We start from the raw sequence: 19,999 nt of genomic DNA, 5'->3' as shown, positions 1-19,999 counted from the left end.
AAGTTATGTATTTGAAATTACATGGGAAACTAAATATCCTTAAGACTAAGTCTGACATGAAAGATTCTAATTCAAATACTTATACTATGACTTTTTTGTTAGAAGATAATAAAGTAAAGCTGATCAACTTGGCTTTTTATCCATTTGGGTATGAGTATAAATAACTTGTCGTTAAAGATGAAGTCATTTTTTTTGTCATTCTCTAATGTTGTTAAGAATATAGGCTACATCTCACTGAAGACTCATGAGACATTCTACATGAGTAGTTGTCTTCTGACAAATTAAAGGATATTGGTTGGTATGTACCAAACAGGGTCCTTTTCCATTATAAAAGTGAGCGTCAGAAAGCACCTTGTCTCAGGATGTGGATTGTTTTATAAGTGTGTATGCAAGCAGTGCCCGAATAATCCCTTTTCTGCAGCAAATTCGTCCTCATCAATCTCTCAATGGAGCAAAGCCAGATAAATACTATGCTCACACGATTGACCAAATCGCATTCTAAAATGCTAAATTACATGAGAAGGAGGACATAACTTATCCCTCAAAGAATTCGTGTCTTAACAATGGGGGCATTACATTGCTTCGTGTCCACATCGTCAAAAGTTCGATTACACGGGCGAGGATCTCGAGGATCTGATCTCGATCGGCACGATTGGTTTGATCAAAGCGATCGAAAGCTTTCAGACCGGCAAGGGCACGAAGCTCGCGACGTTCGCGGCTCGCTGCATCGAGAATGAAATACTTATGCATCTGCGGTCTTTGAAGAAGACTCGGAAGGACGTTTCGCTGCATGATCCGATCGGAACGGACAAGGAAGGCAATGAAATTACGCTGATCGATATCCTCGGCACGGAGGCCGACGATATTGTCGATAAGGTGCAGCTGAAGATTGAGAAGTCGAAGATCTACAAGAACCTCGATATCCTGGATGATCGCGAGAAAGAGGTCGTGATCGGCCGCTTCGGGCTGGAGCACGGCGGGGATGAAAGGACGCAGCGGGAGATTGCGAAGGAGCTTGGGATTTCGCGGAGTTATGTGTCGCGGATTGAGAAAAGGGCGTTGATGAAGCTTTATCATGAGTTTTATAAGGCGAAGAAGTGAATGTGTAACGTCACCTGTTGAAGGTGGCGTTTTTGCGTGGATATGTTTTTGTTTGATTGATTAAATCTCCCATCGACTAAGGAATATCGAAAGTAGATCCGCGTTTAAGTGTGTGCGAAATAATAGGGATAGTGTCGAAATTACAAATATAGTACACTATTTCCATATCAATCTAAAGATCAAACGGTTGTTTCCTATTATCGAGTATGTTTGGCTGTCTGCTCAGGAGCAGGATCTGCCATGGGACTAGCTGCCGAAGGTGCGGGTACAAGGGGAAGTGCAGGATACGTTTTCATGCTTGAAATACTTAGCGGCGTGTTATGCCGGGACCGGGCGAATTAGTGTACCACTTGAGGCGATTCGGCTTAAAGATTATTTCCATGCCGAGGACATGGCGCAGTGGTCGATGGAATTGCTTTCTCTGTGGCATGAAGCCAATTCGGATTCGAAGATGAAATGGGTTCTGCCTCTGTGCGCTTACCGTGGCGATTCCAGAATCGTCACCCTAATTAATGATATGGTCGCCAATTGGCCGATCATGGGCCGGGCTGCAATTGCTTGTGAAGCTGTGCGCGTGCTCGCGGTTAGCGATAAGGATGAAGCGCTGAGGCTGGTTGACGGCATGTCCAGAAATTATAAATCGCGTCCAGTCAAGCTTGCAGCGGAGCAGGCTTTCGCCTATGCGGCAAACGAGCAGGGGATCGATTCGGAGGAGCTGGCAGATCGAATCATACCGGATTTAGGATTCTCGCAGTGTGGAGAGCTAGTCTTAAGCCTGGGCGAACGTACCTTCATCCTGCGCCTGAATGAGCGCTTTGAGCGAATCCGGAATGCGCTGCTGTATATCCAGCACCACTTCCGTGAACCGTTGTCTCTTGCAAACGCCGCGGATTATGCGGGGTTATCCGCCAATTATTTCAGCGAATGCTTCCGCAGGCAAGTCGGAATCTCCTTCCAGGATTACTTGAATGAGAGTCGCTTGCAATTCGCTTCCGCTCTTCTCCGAAGCAGCGAGCTGCCTGTTACGGAAGTGTGCTTCGCGGCGGGCTTTAATACGATTTCGCACTTCGATCGGATATTCAAACGGAAATTCGGCTGTTCGCCGAGAGAATATAGGAAACATCTTTAACGAACATAACAAAGCTTAAGAGATTACTCTGTGGATGCATACTTGAAGCCTTTATACTGAAATAGGAAGAAGTAGAATGTGATTCGAAGCGCAACTAGGGAGTGAATGACATGCTGTATCCTATTGATAACGGAATTAGAGAGGTAAAGGACTTATCCGGTATTTGGAATTTTCGCGTCGATGAGCGCGACGAGGGCAAGAAGCAGCAGTGGTATAGTCAAAAGCTGGAGCAAACGATGCCGATGGCCGTTCCGGCCAGCTATAACGATATAACAACAGAAGCGTCAATTCGGGATCATATTGGTGATGTATGGTATGAACGATCGTTTTATATCCCAGCGTCCTGGTCTGACCGGCGTATTATACTCAGAGTTGGCAGCGCAACCCATCACGCGGTTATGTGGGTAAATGGCCAGGAAGCGGCAAGACATAAAGGCGGTTTTCTTCCGTTTGAGGCGGATATTACCGATCAGATTGTACGAGGCGCCGAGAACCGCGTGACGATAGCCGTGAATAATGAGCTGGACTGGACCTGCTTGCCATCAGGCGAAATAAAGACGTATGAGGATGCTGAAGGCCGCTATCCGGAAGGGTATAAAACGCAGGAGACGTTTTTCGACTTCTACAATTATTCCGGTCTTCACAGACCAGTGAAACTATACACAACACCGAAAAATTACATTCGAGATATTACGGTAACGACTGCGATACAAGGCACCAGCGGGATCGTGCAATATCAGTGCGAGATTAGCGGCAAGCATTCGAAGGTCGTTGTTCGGTTAATGGATGCGGAAGGCAATCAGGTAGGTGAGACCGAAGGGATACACGGTCAACTGACCGTTGAACAGGCGAAGCTGTGGGAGCCTGGAAGGGGCTATCTTTACTCGTTAGCTGTCGAGACCTTCAATGAACAAGGCCAGATAGAGGACTGCTATCAGCAACCGGTCGGCATTCGTACGGTACGGGTGGAAGGCAAGCAATTTTTCATTAATAATAAACCCTTTTATTTCAAAGGATTCGGCAAACACGAGGATTCTGATGCCCGCGGCAGGGGACTTGACGAAGCCATTAATCTAAAGGACTTCAATCTGCTCAAATGGATTGGCGCTAATTCCTTCCGGACCGCACATTATCCATATTCAGAAGAGCTCATGCGGCTGGCAGATCGAGAAGGTCTGGTTGTCATCGATGAGGTTCCAGCCGTGGGTATGTGTTTTTGGAGCGAGACGAATACCGTATTCAGAGAAGACCGGGTCAATGAGAAAACTCTCTCGCATCATCTGCAGGCTATTCAGGATATGATAGCGCGCGACAAGAATCATCCATGCGTCGTCATGTGGAGTATAGCGAATGAAGCGGCGACGAATGAGGAAGCAGCTGTTCCGTATTTCACTAAGGTTGTGGAAGTTACGCGAAAGCAGGATCCTTCCCGCCCGATTACGATCGTTCAGACGATGTGGCCTTCCGTTGACAGGATCGGCGGATTGGTGGACGTTATTTGCATCAACAAATATTTTGGCTGGTATTCCGATCATGGCAAGCTTTCATTGATTGAACGGCATATGGATCGGGAACTGCTCGGCTGGTATGAGAGGTATGGCAAGCCGGTCATCATCTCGGAGTATGGTGCGGATACGATTGCAGGCTTCCATCAAATTCCTCCCGTCGCCTTCTCCGAGGAATTTCAAAGCGAGTATTTGAATGAATTTCATAAATCGTTCGACAAGCATGATTTTGTCATCGGCGAGCATGTGTGGGCATTTGCGGATTTTGCCACGAAACAGGGCTTAACTAGAGTGATTGGAAATCGTAAAGGCATCTTTACGAGACAAAGACAGCCAAAGGCTGCGGCATTCAAGCTGCAGCAAAGATGGAAGAGCGAGCATCCGAAATGGTAGCTGCCTAAACGGCCTTAGTCCATTGGAATACAGGACTAAGGCCGTCTTTTAGTAAGATATTCTGCTGTTACTCCTCAAAAGAAGGAATCAGTACTTCCTTTCCGCCTTTCATGGCGGATTCGTGCGCGCAAATGCCGGCAGCTGTCCAGTTGGCGGCAGTCACGGCGTCGATGCGAGGCTTTCGATCCTCGACGATACTACGTATAAATTCATGCACCAAATGTGGATGAGAGCCGTGATGGCCATTTCCCTGGAGCACGGATTGATGCGGGTTGTTCGGATCCAGCTCATCTTGATTCGTAATGTAATAAGCCAGCTCGGGAGGCAGCAAATCGGGACGAGCGGGCGGAGCAATACGTTCCGTATGAATATTACGGCCCCTGCCTTCCTGTAGATCGCCCATCTTGAATAGGATAGGTGCTTCATCTTCCATATGCCATTCCAGCGAGGCTTTCTCGCCGTAAATATTGAAGCTCTCCATATACGCCCTTGCCGTGTGGAACAAAGTACGTGTGACCTCTGCACTGATAGGCTCCTTGTCCAGTTGGAAAATGGCCGTCTCCACCGGATAGGGGTTGCCATATCGCTGTACAAGCTCCTCACGCATCGAACCGGAGCCAAAGCAGTGCACCTTGGTCGCACGCGCACCGGTTATGGCCAGAAGAGGAGAAACGGCGTGTGTTGCATAGTGCATTGGGGGAAGACCCATCCAATAGGCAGGCCAATTCTCCATGTCCTGATAATGGGCGCCGCGCAGAAATTGTATCGGACCAAACTCGCCGCGCTCCACCATTTCCTGTGCATACAAAAATTGATAAGAATAAACCGCAGTTTCCATCATCATATAATTTCGGTTGTTGAGTTTCTGAGCCGCCACGATAGCCTTCAGTTCATCAACGGTTGTGGCCATAGGTACAGTGCAAGCACAATGCTTGCCTGCATTCAATACATCAATGGATTGCTGTGCGTGCATGGGAATCGGAGTAACTAAATGGACGGCGTCATATTCATCGGAACGAAGTATTTCTTGCAGATCCGTGTAACGGCGCTCGAAACCAAACTTATCCCCGTACTGCTGCAGCAGCGTCTCGTCCGGATCGCATATGGCTACGTACTCTACATCGGGATGTGCATGATAGATCGGGGCGAATGCGCCTCCAAACCTAAGGCCTGCTAGTGCGACACGTATTTTCCTGCCTTGTTGGTTGTTCATTCAGGTGATCTCTCCTTAAGGAATTTATGAATAAACCTATTATTACGAAATGTTTAGCCTTTGAGAATGAACCGAACCGTAGAATAAATATACTTTGTTCAGGTTTATTGATAAAATTCGCAAGTAAGTATAATCACCTTGCTCATGGATTGGAGTTGGAGTCGTGCATGAAGTTGTCCTCCTAGGAAGTGAGTACCCTCTTGTTCGTGACATAGGTACGACGTACACCCAAGGCCGCTGGATACATCCGGATCGTGTAACGGACTACAATGTATGTATTCATTGCATACAGGGCCAAATGCAGGTCGTTGAGGAGGGTAAGGAGTATTTTCTGCGAGACGGAGATATTATGTTTTTGAAGAAAGGCGTTCATCATTGGGGAGGTGAAGGGACGCTTCCTGGAACTTCAACCGTATGGATCCACTTCTACGATTCGCCAAATAACCAGCTTGAATTACCAGCGATGGAGCAAACCGCTCTCCATCAAATGCTGTTCGCGCCCAAGCAGTACGAGTGTACAGTTGTATTGCCGAAGCTGATTAGTGTCAAGGGATTCCCGCACATTACCAGAAAAGCCCGAGAGCTTTATGAGCTATATACGTCATCACGGCCGTTTCGTCATCTCTATTTATCCCTGGAGACGATGTCTCTGTTCCTGGAGATCTATCGCATTTCGCTCACTCGTCATCTTCCCGGCAAGTCCGATGCTCTCGTTCAGAAATTGGCTATGTATTTAGAGGAGCACTGTGAGGAAGAGCTGGATACAGAGAGAATAAAATCAACATTTCAACGTAACTACAATTACCTCAGCACATTGTTCAAGGCCAAGCTGGGGACGAGCATCTTCTGCTTCCATGAACGGCAGCGTATCATGAGGGCTGCCGAATTGTTGAAGAACACATCAATGAATATTACGGAGGTAAGCTATGCTCTTCAATTCAAGAGCCCTTATTATTTCAGTCGTGTGTTCAAGAAGGTGATGGGCGAATCGCCGTCAGATTATATCAAGAATATATACCGGATGAAGTAGGATTCAGATTGCCAGGTTCGACTATTCATAGGCTTCCCTTCAAGCAGTCAGGCTAGGAACCACTGCTAGGAGGGGAGCTTTCGTTTTATGTCATCATCGAAGTGGTCGTGTCTGGAGTCGAGAAGACAAATGACCATGTTTTATAGAGTTTTCTCCATTGAGGCCATACCACAAGTGAGTATAATCAAAGGTGAACGAAAGTAAATCATCCATATGTGTATGTGTAGAAGGGAGTGACAAGGTTGCATCAGGTTGAACATGTAACAACGGTGATCATAGGCGCTTCATTCCTAGGTTTGGGGCTTGCCTCTCGTCTTGGCCCGGATGCTTTGGTTATCGAGCCCTCCAATGGGGTGGGAAACGAATTCATTCGCAGCTTCAAGCTGTCGGACCGCAAGTATGCGCCTTTGACTGCAAGCGGTATTGAACTGCTAAGAGAGCTTATCCGCAGGAATGTAACGGATGGGGAGGGGAGGCTTCATTTGCCAGGGATGATGCCGGTGCTGATCAAGCATATCACCGGGCAGAAGCTGGATGTGAGAATGCAGACGCAAGTTGTGGAGATGCACCCTCGTGACGGTAAGTTTGAAGTCATGTGCTATGATGCATCGGGATTTCGTCGCATCGTCGCTGACCGTCTGGTGGATACGACTTCGCGGTGTGTCACTAAGAATGACCGGGGCCGTGTAAGAGCGAAAAGTCTGAACATGATGCTCCTCGGCTCTCCCGGCACTCATCACTCGGAGGGACTTTCAGAGTACCCGATCTACCAAGGGCACTTCCCGAATGAAACGGTGTTGAAATTCGCTGTAGATCCGATGGATGATTGGATTACGGCAAGGAGAAAACTGTTCGACTTTTGGCTTAATCGTCCGGAGCCGTTGCGTCCCTGCGCATTCGTGACGCATGCAGACGAGTTCGATATGGAGCTTGATACGATGCAAGCACCGATCCAACCTGGGTGGGACTGGCTGCCTTCCGCCTATTACGCGAATCCGCTGGAAGCTTATGATCAGGGATATAACTTCGAGGTTGGGGGTGGACGATGATGCGTTTAATGGAGAAACATGCTGGGGTAATTACGCCATCGGCTAGCACGGCCGCGTTCGAGGATCACTATGACGTAATCGTAGTAGGGCTCGGTACGGCGGGTTCCATGGCCGCCATCCGTGCAGCTCAAAAAGGCTTGAAGGTGCTAGGGATAGAGAAGCTCTCTTGCATGGGCGGGACAGGGACGACCGGTGGTGTTGTAGGCTATTACTATGGCAACCGGGGCGGGATTTTTGAGCCCATAGACAGTCAAGTGGCTGCGTATCAGAGGCAAGATGATTTCGTACCCTTCCTAGGTGTGCATTCCGAGATTAAAAACTGGGTGATTGATTCCGAAGCGGTTAAGGCAGGCGTCGATGTTGAATATGAATCTTATGTTATAGGAGTGTACCTGGAGGGCCAGGCGGTGAAGGGCTTACGCTGGGTATCGCCGACTGGCGTTCATCATACTTCAGCGAAGTTCGTTATCGACAGTACCGGAAATGCGGAGGTTTGCGAGCTAGCTGGCTGCTCCTTCGATATGGGCAGAGAAATGGATGGAACTTGCCAGCCTTTCTCCAATGTGCAGATGAGATTGTACCCTAATCTTAAAGTAGGCAACTTCTATACGGATTCAGGCTACATGGATATCAGTAATGCGGAGGATGTGACCCGTGCGATCTTCGAATCTAATCTGTTAGGTACCCACTTGCAGGAGCGTTATGAGGCAGAGTCTATGCTGCTGAAGATCTGCCAGCTGCTAGGTATACGTGAAAGTCGCAATATAGTGGGGGAAGAGAGAGTTACCTTCGCGGATTTCCTTGAAGGCCGGGTAACAAGAGAGCCTGTATTTCAAGGCTTCTCCAACTTGGATAACCATGGGAAGGATATGGCATTCGAAAGCAATACCCAACAGGATTGGCTTGTCGCAGCCAGCTTGTTTGGTCCCTGCTTCAACGTTCCGATACCAAGAGGGAGCTTAATCCCTAGAGGATTTGACGGTTTGCTGGCCGCTGGCCGCTGTATTTCGCTGGATCATGACATCGCCTCTGCCATAAGGCAGAAGCGGGATATGGAGAAATGCGGTGAGACCGCTGCGAATATGGCGTATTTGTCCATTACGGAGGAAGTTCCAATCAGAGAGATTTCCTATGAACAACTGGTCGAGCTGCAGCTCGAGACCAGGTGCATGAGAGCAGGAGACCGACCTGAATTTAAGGAGATCACGCCGCAAGAATCGAATGATGAGCTGACTGTCCCTGCTATGAAGTGGCTGAACGATCCGCAAGAGATAAAGGAAGCCCTAAGCTTTGATAAATCGGGCTTTGCTATCTGGTCGACCAAGCGGTTGGGCGATCAGATGAGGGGAACCTTACAGGATTGGATGGGTGAGCAGGATTACGGCTTGCTTCGTAAAAACTGTGCACTGGCGCTTGGGTTGATCGGTGATCCTGCTTGTTTGCCTGTACTGCGGGAGATGGTCTATCGCCGAGATCTCTATGTGCCAAAGTCTAGCCGTAAGTTCAATCAACCTCATGTATTTGCAGCCATTTATTTGCTGGGCCGGCTAAAGGATCAAGACATCATGCCAGAGCTGCTCTCTTTCATACAAAGCGATGCTTTCATCGACAAAATGGATGTGGATCGAAGCAATGATGAATTCATTTTTGATCTCAAGGAGCTATATTTCCAGTTCTTCTCTTTCTCCATGATCGCTGCCATTCGAATCGCCGATGCTATCCCTGAATGGAGAAGTCAGGTGACCGAGCTGTTAACGAAGCGGCTTGCCGACCCTAAACTAGAATTAGTCATTACTCTTAAAACTCATCTTAAAGAAGCGAATGGATTCTTGAAGAAAAATATGAATGACCGGGTTAAGTACATTTGTGAAAAACGAGTCCAGCATTGGATGGAATAGGAATCAAACGGCTTATCTCTTATAATAGAGAAAGGCCGTTTTTCCTATTAAATCAGGGTTGGAGGTGCGGGGATGGATCAGGATTTCATGAATCGGTTTATGCCCAGAGTTGTCGATGTTTTGTTTCGGGATAAGCAGCACTGGAGCAATCACCAATATGAGGTGGTCATCCCTTCCACCCAAATGTGTAATATGGGGTATGTCGTCAGCGGCGAAGGGAAACTGGAGATTAATGATGAGAGCTATATGCTGCGCAAAGGGTGTTTTTATCACGTCTCGCCGCCTGGTGTCCGGTTGAGGTTTACCACGGAGTCTACTAATCCGCTATTATATATTGCTGTGCATTTCGATTATCGATTAATAGAATGGGAAGGACGGGAGTTAACCTCGAAGAGTTCCCGTACTTCCTTGCGTCTTCCGCATGTGCTTGAGCTTGACAGTGTCACGCGGGCAGAAGAGCAGTTCCGGCAGTTGCTTCTGCTGTGGAATGATAAGGGTCCGGGGTATGAGTGGCGCTCCCGCAATTTTCTTATTCATTTATTGGATCAACTGGAAGGGATGCAGGCGTCCAAGCCATTATCCGAATTAAGGGCAGAGCAGTCGATTCACCGTGCTATGGAGCATGTGCATGAACTCTTCAGAGAACCGTTAAACAGAGAGCAAATGGCACAATATTGCTCCTTGTCGGTCAGCTATTTCTCGTTACTATTTAAAAAATATACAGGATACAGTTATGTTCAATACTTACATAAAGTGCGGCTGGAGAAGGCCAAGATGCTGCTGCGCAACGGGTTCGCTCCTGTTTCGGAGATAGCTCGTGATATTGGCTATGAGGATCCGCTATATTTTTCCAAGCTGTTTACACGGGAAGTGGGCTTATCGCCAAGGGATTATCGTAAAGGATAAGGGAGTTGATGAAATGAAGCCAAAAATCTTTATTACAAGAAAGATTCCATCCAGTGCGCTGAACAAGCTTACATCGGTGTGTGAAGTGGACATGTGGGACGAGGAAGAGATCCCCGTTCCTAGAGATGTGCTAGAGCAAAAGGTTAGGGATGCCAAAGGCTTACTGTGCTTGCTTACCGAGGCGATCGATCAACCCCTGCTAGAGCAAGCGTCCCATTTGAAGGTGGTTAGTAACATGGCCGTCGGCTACAACAACATTGATGTGGCTGAAGCTAGCAGCAGAGCCATTATGGTGACGAATACCCCGGGTGTGCTTACGGAGACTACGGCGGACTTAACCTTTGCTTTATTAATGGCGACCTCTCGAAGGGTTGTGGAGGCTTCCCAATATTTGCGGAATGGCGAATGGAAAACCTGGTCTCCCATGCAGCTGACGGGACAGGATATCTACCAATCGACCATGGGGATTATCGGATTGGGCCGAATTGGACAGGCGTTGGCCAAGCGGGCGAAGGGCTTCGATATGCGTGTGCTCTACTTTAACCGGAGCCGCAAGCTTGATGCAGAGCAGGAGAGCGGCATCGAATACGCGGAATTGGATGATCTTCTAGCCCAATCCGATTTCGTATGCTTGATGACCACGCTGAGCGACGAGACGTATCATCTCATTGGGAAGCGGGAGCTAGAGCTGATGAAGTCCACAGCTGTCTTGATCAACACCGCGCGTGGAGGCATCGTGGACGAGGAAGCCCTTTATGATGCGTTGACGCAGGGCAAGATATGGGCCGCTGGGTTGGATGTTTTCGAGCAAGAGCCCATCCGGATGGATCATCCGCTGCTCAAGCTGCCGAATGTAGTCACACTGCCCCATATTGGCAGTGCTTCCATCCGCACCAGGACGTTAATGGCTGAGTTAGCTGCGGATAACTTAATTCGCGGATTACAAGGACAACGGCCGGAGCACTTGGTGAATAAGGGTTGTTTTCTATGACAGAAACGGCCCTAACGAGTCTGCCGCGCATTCATTGCGTAGGCGATCTATGGGTGCAATCCGGCTATATGCTAGGTCCCCGCACCATTAATGATTTCGAATTGGTGTATTTCCCCGAGGGGACGAATACGAAATATACCGCTGGCAACGTATCGTTTGTTCTGAAAGAGCCATGCATCCTGCTTACTAGACCTGAAGAGGTGCATAGCTACCACTTCGATCCAGGCAAAAACGTCCGCCACTTGTTCGTTCATTTCGAATTTGCAGAGATGAGAAACGAAGAGCCGTGGTATCGCGGCTTGCTGGAGGGAGGGCCTGTGTTCCCGATCAATCAGGCTCCGCTTGTTTCCGGATTTATGAAGAAGCTGTTCTGGACGGCGAATCATCAGCCGCTCCATTGGCATCGAAGATTGTCCGTCCTGACGCTGACGATTCTGGAAGAGCTGGCTTCTTCGGGCGTTTATTCGCCGAATGCGGCGGAGAGTCTGCCGGTCCCTGTGCAGCAAGCCATCGACTATATGGCCGGGCGGCTTGCCGAGACCATCAGCATCGAGGAGGTTGCGGCCCGTTCAGGCTGGTCGCATGAACACTTTACGCGATTATTCACTTCTTCCGTCGGCATGACCCCCAAGCGGTTCCTGCTAGAACTCCGACTTCGGAGAGCGGAAGACTGGATGCTGAGAGGAGAAGGAACGATTAAGCAAATTGCTTATCAGGTCGGATTCAAGGATGAGCATCATTTCTCAAAAATGTACAAGAAAATACGTGGCATCACCGCTTCGGAATATATTAAAAGATGCAGCACACCCTTGTACCGCCATGCGGTGGAGCCCCTTGGTACTGCTCCGGATGCCCACTACTCGGCCAACCGATTAGTTCTTGTACAAGATTCCCATATCAAATAAATCCATCATTTGCAGGTATCGTGCCATGGAGGCGACGGCCTCGCTTCTTTTACAATGAAAGTGCAATCATTCGATACGAAGCCCGATCCGAACAGTCGCGATCCGCTTAAGGAAGAATTCGCCAAGGCGACAAGAATTCATATGCTGTCCCGTATCGCAGCCGCGGAACGGGGGATGCTGAACCCGCGAATTCTCGACGTGACGGAAGCGCTGATCGGTCCCGACGTGTATGCGCTTCAATCGATGATGTTCCTCAATCCGCCGGGGAAGGGCGGTCAAGGCTGGCATCAGGATTCCTGCTACATCAAGACGCATCCGGATACGCTGATGGGTGCGTGGATTGCACTGGAGGAGGTCGATGAAGAGAATGGCTGTTTGTGGGTCGTGTCGGGCTCGAACCATGAGCCGGTGTATCCTCCTGACGGAATCGGGGGAGGCAACGTTCATGCGCTTGACGCCTTCGGCGACTTGCATGCCGTTCAGAACGTCAGCAACATTGACGATGAAGTGAATACGCTGTCCAAGGTTGTAGCCAAGTATCCTCCTGCCATTCCGGTAAAGATGAGTGCGGGAGATGTCTTGTTCTTCCATTCGCATCTGTTCCACCGTTCGTACCCGAACCGTACGACGGACAGATATCGCCGGTCATACGTATGTCATTACTGCAACGCGCGCTCTTGGGTGCCTTGGGATCACGATGGCTATGAAGGGGACTCGGGTAACTACCGCCAGATTCTGGCTAGAGGGAGCACTTCACAGCCGTATGCGGAGCCGGCTTTCGGTACGGAGGTCTATCTCACGGACACGGATGAGGCCGGCGAAAGCGTCACGATGATGGGGATGGATAACGGCATGATGATGCCGATGGGCATGAAGAAGGAGTGAATGAATTGAAGTTAAACGTATTCAAAGCATTATGGGGATTGGAAGGAACCTACGAAGAGCTGCTAAAGCGCGCCGCGGAAGCGGGTTATGCGGGTATCGAAGCTCCAATGCCAAGCCTCGAGGACGAAGCGGGATTCAAGCAGGCGCTTAAGCGTTACGGATTGCGCTACATCGTTCAGACGTTTACGTCCGGCGATCATGTCCGCAGCTTTGAGGAGCAGGTTGAGCGGGCCGCAACCTTCGAGCCTGTCTTGATTGTCTGTCATAGCGCGAAAGACAGCATGAGCGAGTCCGATCAAGACCGGTTCTACGAGAAAGCGCTGCAAATTGAGCAGAAAGCGGGAATTCAGGTCGGTCACGAAACGCATCGTGGCCGCGCAATGTTCACCCCATGGACGACAGCAAGGCTCTTGAACAAATTTCCCGAGCTTCGAATTACGGCGGACTTCAGCCACTGGATGAACGTTTGCGAGTCTCATCTGGAGGATCAGGAGGAAGCGATCGGGCTTGCAATCGCAAGGGCGGTGCATGTTCACGGCCGCATCGGCTTTCCGGAAGGGCCGCAGGTGCCGCATCCGGCGTCGCCTTATTTCGAGAAGGAACTGGGCTTGTTCCTTGGCTGGTGGGAGCGGATTTTTACGCGTCAGAGCAAGTCGGGCCAGCGGGAGACGACCTTTACGGCCGAGTTCGGCCCGCCGGGGTATATGCCGACCGATCCGTTTACGAACAAGCCGGTGTCAGACTTGTGGGAAGTGAACGAGTGGATGACGGAGCGCTTGAAGAAGCAATACGAGCAATGGGTGGGATAGAAAAAAGGGGGTGTCCTTAGTCATTTGATGACTTTTAGGACATCCCCAATCTTTTTGTCATTTTTTCTTAAACGAACAATTCAAATCTTAAAACTATGCTCTGTGTTTTCATGCGAACTGTAGGTATGTTGAAAGAGAAGGAAAATCAATCCATGGAGGTGAAAAATCGAATCGTCTAAGGAAGATGGGAATCAACTGTAGCTGTATTTTACGGGGTAACTAAATGTTTCAGGGAGGGTGAAATGATTGAAGAAGCTCTTTTTATTGGTACTCATGGTAACACTTACACTGGGGCAATTTACTTCATTAGGATTTTCGACAGATAAGGCTTATGCTGCGGATTCTAGCATTTACGAGGCGGAGGCAGCAGAGAATATTAGGGTTAGTTCTGATGTAGAAACGCTTGGAGGCGGAGCAGCTTATTCCGGGACAGGCTTCGTTAAGCTTGGAGCGAAATCGGATTCCGCTAGTATGACGTGGCCGAGTGTGACCGCGCCGGCCGATGGAAATTATGTTCTTACTTTTCATTACAGTAATAATAATCAGACTCCAAGACCTTTCGCATTGAAGGTGAACGATCAGTATATTACGACTTTCCAAGGTGAACAGACTGGAGCGAATACAGCGCCGACTTGGGCACCGATAACGGCTGTCGTAATGCTGAATCAAGGGACAAACAAAGTTACAGTCACTTCAGAAAGCGAGAATGGTCCAGAAATAGACTATCTGGGAATGAAGCCATACGACATCATTTTTGAAGCGGAAACGGGTGCAGGCGCTGCCCATGTCAATAATAGTTTTGGCAATAATGCGGTAAACGCGCCTGGATTTACTGGTACCGGTTATGTGGGAATAGCTGCTAGCAGCAATGGTTATTTGCAATGGAATAATGTGGTGGTGCCCGAAGACGGCACTTATACCATCAGGTTCCGGTACAACCTGGGCAATACAGCAAGGCCTGGTCAAGTAACCGTGAACGGGGAACAGACCTTTCTATTACAAGGTCTTTCCACAGGCGGATGGAATATATGGAAATTCGAAGAGATCTCTGGTGTGGAATTAACGGCGGGGACTAATACGCTTAAGCTGCAGCCTAATCCTGCTTCTGGTCCATTAGGGAACTATGATCGAATTGAGATTTATAACGAGTCTCCTATCCAAATCGGCAACCAAGTTTTTCGGACAACCACCTTTGAAACGTCTGATCCTGATCCAATGATAGCTGCTGCAGAAACCGGAAGCGTCATACAGACGCCGCTGCTAAACGGCACAACAATTGACAGCGCTTCCGATACCACTGCCCGGATCGTTGAAGAGGATGGCGACAGATGGGCAGAAGTGACAACCGCGGCTGCCAAAAAAGGCATCATTGCGATCCCTTTCCATGCGAACGGATTAACGGCTGTTAAGATGAATAGCTATACGCTAGAGAAGACAGTGAAGCTCATAGATTTAAACGCTGATTATATCTTTCATTTGACGAATGCATCAGGCTCCATTAAAAGCCCAATCTATGTTATTTCGAGAGACGGGAAAATTTATGCTCGTTCCAATAATACAGCTGCAGGAGCATTGACGGAGAGGGCGGTGTGGAACGAGAATGAAGCTGTCAAGATAAAGCTGGTCTTTCACGTCGACACACAAAGCTATGACATGTTCATCAATGACTCTCAGGTCGTTAGCAGTGAACCGATACAGAGCGATCCTTACATTGGAGGTTTGCAAACCTTTTACTTAGCAGTGAAGGACGGACCTCATCTGGCAAGTACGATTCTGCTTGACGATATTGAATTATCAGGATCCATTGCGGCGGGAACTGCACCGGTAACGAATCCTAATCCAGGGGCGCCTTATGTGGAATCCCCTTATATCGGCGATCCCGTGAACTATTACGTTAGCCCGAATGGATCGGATTTGAGTAACGGCTTAACGCCGGAGAACTCTTTCTTAACGATTCAAAAAGCGGCATCCCTGACGCAACCGGGGGATACGGTGTACGTCATGTCGGGTACTTACCGCGCGACTGCTCATAGTGACCGGTGGCTGAATATTACAAGGTCTGGCGCATACGACCAAGTCAACCAGGAAGCCAAATATATTACTTATACGGCCTATGATCCGAATAATAAGCCGAAGCTGCTTCTTCCTGATAATGTACCTGGGGTTTGGAATATGGTTGCTATTGCCGCTAACTATATTATCTTCGATGGATTTGAAGTCGAGGGTAACAATCTTAACCTTACGCTCGAGCAGGGTGAAGCCGTGTATGAAGATAAAATCGCCGGCGGAACGAATTGGGCTGAATACGCTCGGACGAATACGAATGGAATAGATTTTAATGGTCATCACATCATCGCAAGGAACAATCATGTTCACCATATGGCCGGTGGCGGCATTGGAGGCAAGGGAGACTATATTACGATTGAGAACAATGAGATACACAGCAACAGCTGGTATACGATGTATGCGACAAGCGGTGTCAGTTTCCTAGGCAACTATGATGTAGATAGTAACACGACCGATTACAAAATCATTATTCGCAACAATCGCGTGTATGACAATGAGACGAAGGTGAAATGGGATCGTACCATGAACTATTCCGACGGGAATGGCATCATCTACGATGTCAACCAGGAATATAAAGGACGGACCCTCATAACCAATAACATTGTGTATGAGAACGGCGGATCAGGTATTCACACCTACAGATCTATGAACGTTGACATTATTAACAATACCGTATACAACAACAGCCGCAGCCCTCATATGAACTATGCGAATTTGTTTGCAAATGCTAGCGAGAACATTAACATTCTCAATAATATCGTTTACGGTCGTGCAGGCAAACCGATCAATGACGATATTAGCGGATATAATAACGTGTTTGCCAATAATGTGTATTTCAACGGTGTAGTTAAGGTCATGGGCACGAACGATCGTGTGTTAGATCCAAAATTCGTATCTCTCGAAGCTGGAAATTATGATTTCCACTTGCAATCGGATTCGCCTGCTATTGATTATGGCACCCAAACGAGAGCGCCGCAAACCGATTATGCGGGCGATGCGCGTCCGCAAGGCGCAAAATACGATATCGGCGCGTACGAAACTCCGTACACAAGTGAAAACCCAATTGAAAACGATGTTATTGTTATTGTCGAGCCGCAACCGGATGTAACGCAACAAATGGAGGCCGCATATGGTACGCCTGAAATGGACGGGGATATCGATGCGATCTGGGCAACGACGCCAAGCGTTGAGACGAGCAAGCTCTTCGATGCGAACAAACCGGCGGCAATAGCGACGGTACGAGCGCTATGGGATGAGAATAATCTTTATGTGCTTGCAGAGGTTGCGGACCCGCATCTAAGCAGCGCAAGCAGCAATGTTTGGGAGCAAGATTCGGTGGAGCTCTTCTTGGATGAGAACAATGCGAAGTCAGATACCTTTGGATCCGACGACGGCCATTATCGCGTGAATTTTGAGAACTTACGCAGCGGATCGACAAAAGGCAAAAATACATCTTCCCCTGATAGTTTCGAGACCGCAACAAGTATTGATGACGGAGGATATATCGTAGAAGCGAGACTGCCATTAACGACAATTGACGGAGTAATCGGTAAGATTCTCGGCTTTGAAGCACAAGTAAACGATGACGGTAATGGTGATGGAGTAAGAGATAATGTGGCCAAATGGAACAATCAGAAGAATGATTCGCATCTCACGACTGTTCGATGGGGTGAAGTGAAGCTGGTTGCCGGCGGAGATACTGGCGCTGCGCAAGTAACCGATACGCTCAGCGGCCCAGCTGTGGTGAGAAGCGGCGATGAATTCAAACTGACCTACGGCATAGTGAATGATGATGGAGCGGAAGTTTTCGTAGAGGATTTGACCATTACGTATGACGCGAATGCTATGGAGATTCTGGATGTCGTTTCCTTGAAAACGGGCTTCGAGGTTGCGGGATGGAGCACGAGTGAGCCAGGCAAGCTGCGTATACTTGGCGCGAGCGCCGGCCCGAGCGGAGCGGTGACGACAAGCGGTGATTTATTCGAAATTACCGTGAGAGCCAGTGCGGTATCTGCGCCAACGAACGTTGTTCTTAGAACAGATTCGACATTATTGAATCCTGCCAATGAGATCATAGTTTCGGATGCAGCGGTATTGGAATTACTTGTAACGAATCAAATTCCTGGAGATGTGAATGGACCAGGCAACACAGCCGACGGTAAGGTTGACATTCATGATCTGTTGTTTGTTTCCCTTCATTACGGGAAAAATTCGGGCAGTGCCGATTGGGAGCAGGTGAAGCATGCGGATCTAAGCGGTGATTCTGCCATTGGCATTGAAGATTTGAGTGCGGTTGCGCAGCTAATTCTACAATAAACGTAATGGGAGATGCGGACATACAAGTTAGGTCCGCATCTTCCGCATTCCCCCTATACAGAGAGGATGTCCGTTCATGAGGCATTATCGGATCGGGCTGCTTATGCTCGCCGCAATTATGTTGTTTTATACGATTCCGCCGCTCCATTCGCACGCGGCAGCTCAGCAAGATTTTGTCCTAAGCATGGACAAGAGAACGGTTGGCCATCAAGGAAAGATCATTGTGACGGCATCGGGCAAGGTAACCGACCTATACGGGTTCGAAGCCGCATTCACTTATGATTCAACGAGACTAAGGCTGATCAGCGAAGAGTCTGAGGCGATGTTCTCCGGATTCAGTGTTCCCCCTATCGTAGAGGGAAATCACATCATAGTGGCTCATACGAAGATTGGGGAGAAGCCTCTGGAAAATGGTCAAACGGCACTGTATCAGCTTGTGTTTGAAGCGATCGGACATACAGGGGATGCCGTGGTGGAATGGACCTCATTAAAGTCCGTAGATGGCGGATTGCGTACGACGGAACAAAGCCCGAATGTATCCGCTACAGTAAAGGTGACTCCTGCGAATGATCCGCAATTAGGCCTGGGCTCAGTGACGATTCCACCTCCTGCACTTGTTAATGGAAACAGGGCGGTACCCCACATCGTGCTGGATGGCCGGGCAGCAATAGCAAGCGTAGCCCAAGACATTCTGGAGCAGCTTTTTTCTGCTTCGGCGCCAAGCGCTTCCGGTAAACGAAAAGCGATCATCGAGATGACGGCGCAAGAGGGAGCGAATGAGTACGAGCTTAGCATTCCGGCAGATTTCTTCAAAGGGCGGAGCGGGGCAAGAAGCTTGGAGGTTCAGTCTGCAATCGCCGCCGTGACCCTGCCGGATACGGTCTTTGAAGCGAATGAAATGCAAGACGCGTCACAGATCGAGCTTCGCATCGCCGCGGCGGATACCTCGCGCTTAAGTCAATCGCTCAAGAACAAGCTGAAGGACAAACCGGTCGTAGATCTGGAGCTTTCGATCGACGGAAAGCCTGTCCATTGGAATAATCATCAGGCCCCGATCACGATTTCGATGAACTATGAGCCTACGGCTGAGGAATTGATGAGGCCGGAGCATATTGTCATTTGGTATATCGATAATGAGGGTGAAGTCATCAGAATACCGTCAGGTCGATATAACCCGGATACAGGACGGGTAACCTTTACGGTTACTCACTTCAGCCAATATGCGGTGGTTTTCGATATTAAGAGCTTCAGAGACCTGGCAGGCTATGCTTGGGCACAGTGGGAAATTGAAGTGTTGGCCTCCAAGGGTATCATTCAAGGGGTTTCTGATTCGAATTATGCGCCGGATCAGCAGCTGACAAGAGCCGAACTCGTTACCTTGCTGGTCAGAGCCTTAGGATTACATGCGGAGACAAAGGCGGATGCCAGCTTCGCGGATGTGAAGAGCTCGGATTATTACGGCGAGCCGGTAGCCATTGCGAAGAAACTGGGTATTGCCTTGGGTAAGGGGAACAATCAATTCCATCCCATGCAGCCTGTCACCAGGCAGGAAATGATGGTCCTGTCTATGAGGGCGATGGAAGCTGCGGGTATCGTGCTGTCCGCTGCAAATGACGCGGAGCTGAATCGGTTCCAGGATCAAGCTCTGATCTCCTCTTATGCCCGGGACGCTGTAATCACGCTAGTCAGCGAGGGAATCATTCAAGGGAAAGGAAGCGCGATCCAGCCGCAATCGACTGCGACAAGAGCAGAGATGGCTATCGTTCTTTACAAGATCTATAACAAACTGATGGAGGTGTAAT

At 48.9% G+C, this 19,999-nt stretch carries 13 protein-coding genes and 1 pseudogene; 13 read left to right on the top strand and 1 reads right to left on the bottom strand.

Going from position 1 to position 19,999, the window contains the following annotated elements; genetic code table 11:
- Positions 1-597: 597 nt before the first annotated feature.
- From sigK to uidA, 3 genes and pseudogenes are all read left to right on the top strand, one after another.
- Positions 598-1,101 (top strand): annotated as a pseudogene (gene sigK / locus H581_RS34710) (RNA polymerase sporulation sigma factor SigK); the annotation flags it as partial.
- 298 nt (positions 1,102-1,399) lie between these two features.
- Positions 1,400-2,230 carry a helix-turn-helix transcriptional regulator gene (locus H581_RS0120200; RefSeq protein ID WP_028611604.1) on the top strand — a complete coding sequence of 277 codons (831 nt, stop codon included), beginning with the start codon at positions 1,400-1,402 and terminating at the stop codon, positions 2,228-2,230.
- Positions 2,231-2,340: 110 nt separating this feature from the next.
- On the top strand, positions 2,341-4,128 hold the full coding sequence (uidA, locus tag H581_RS0120195) for a beta-glucuronidase (protein WP_028611603.1): 1,788 nt from the start codon (positions 2,341-2,343) through the stop codon (positions 4,126-4,128).
- 67 nt (positions 4,129-4,195) lie between these two features.
- On the opposite strand, the gene H581_RS0120190 is transcribed toward uidA, so the two are convergent.
- Positions 4,196-5,341 (bottom strand): Gfo/Idh/MocA family protein, encoded by a 1,146-nt coding sequence (locus tag H581_RS0120190; protein WP_028611602.1) that lies wholly within the window; start codon positions 5,339-5,341, stop codon positions 4,196-4,198.
- 349 nt (positions 5,342-5,690) lie between these two features.
- Here H581_RS0120190 and H581_RS0120185 point away from each other — a divergent pair, with 349 nt between their 5' ends.
- The 10 genes from H581_RS0120185 (at position 5,691) to H581_RS36585 (ending at position 19,998) form a co-directional block, all read left to right on the top strand.
- Complete coding sequence (locus tag H581_RS0120185) at positions 5,691-6,371, top strand: helix-turn-helix domain-containing protein (RefSeq protein ID WP_245600100.1); 681 nt, start codon at positions 5,691-5,693, stop codon at positions 6,369-6,371.
- 242 nt (positions 6,372-6,613) lie between these two features.
- The gene (locus H581_RS0120180; protein WP_028611600.1) at positions 6,614-7,420 is read left to right on the top strand and encodes a hypothetical protein; all 807 of its coding nucleotides are present in this window, start codon (positions 6,614-6,616) and stop codon (positions 7,418-7,420) included.
- A complete protein-coding gene (locus H581_RS39345; protein WP_281169557.1) occupies positions 7,417-9,318 on the top strand; it encodes an FAD-dependent oxidoreductase in 1,902 nt (633 codons plus the stop codon). The genes H581_RS0120180 and H581_RS39345 overlap by 4 nt, the downstream gene beginning before the upstream one ends.
- Positions 9,319-9,390: 72 nt before the next feature.
- Positions 9,391-10,224 (top strand): AraC family transcriptional regulator, encoded by an 834-nt coding sequence (locus tag H581_RS0120170; protein ID WP_028611598.1) that lies wholly within the window; start codon positions 9,391-9,393, stop codon positions 10,222-10,224.
- 13 nt (positions 10,225-10,237) lie between these two features.
- Positions 10,238-11,215 carry a 2-hydroxyacid dehydrogenase gene (locus tag H581_RS0120165; RefSeq protein WP_028611597.1) on the top strand — a complete coding sequence of 326 codons (978 nt, stop codon included), beginning with the start codon at positions 10,238-10,240 and terminating at the stop codon, positions 11,213-11,215.
- Positions 11,212-12,120 carry a helix-turn-helix domain-containing protein gene (locus tag H581_RS0120160; RefSeq protein ID WP_036719488.1) on the top strand — a complete coding sequence of 303 codons (909 nt, stop codon included), beginning with the start codon at positions 11,212-11,214 and terminating at the stop codon, positions 12,118-12,120. The genes H581_RS0120165 and H581_RS0120160 overlap by 4 nt, the downstream gene beginning before the upstream one ends.
- Before the next feature lie 54 nt (positions 12,121-12,174).
- A complete protein-coding gene (locus H581_RS34705) occupies positions 12,175-13,005 on the top strand; it encodes a phytanoyl-CoA dioxygenase family protein (protein ID WP_084134675.1) in 831 nt (276 codons plus the stop codon).
- A 5-nt stretch (positions 13,006-13,010) separates the two neighbouring features.
- A complete protein-coding gene (locus H581_RS34700; RefSeq protein WP_036719485.1) occupies positions 13,011-13,814 on the top strand; it encodes a sugar phosphate isomerase/epimerase family protein in 804 nt (267 codons plus the stop codon).
- A 246-nt stretch (positions 13,815-14,060) separates the two neighbouring features.
- Complete coding sequence (locus tag H581_RS34695; protein ID WP_051251116.1) at positions 14,061-18,197, top strand: sugar-binding protein; 4,137 nt, start codon at positions 14,061-14,063, stop codon at positions 18,195-18,197.
- Between the two features lie 76 nt (positions 18,198-18,273).
- The gene (locus tag H581_RS36585) at positions 18,274-19,998 is read left to right on the top strand and encodes an S-layer homology domain-containing protein (RefSeq protein ID WP_051251115.1); all 1,725 of its coding nucleotides are present in this window, start codon (positions 18,274-18,276) and stop codon (positions 19,996-19,998) included.
- Position 19,999: the final 1 nt, after the last annotated feature.

It is taken from the genome of Paenibacillus harenae DSM 16969, assembly GCF_000422465.1.
Classification (GTDB): domain Bacteria; phylum Bacillota; class Bacilli; order Paenibacillales; family Paenibacillaceae; genus Pristimantibacillus; species Pristimantibacillus harenae.
The sequence above is the reverse complement of the archived record's forward strand: the minus strand, read 5'-3'. Positions and strand labels throughout refer to the sequence as shown.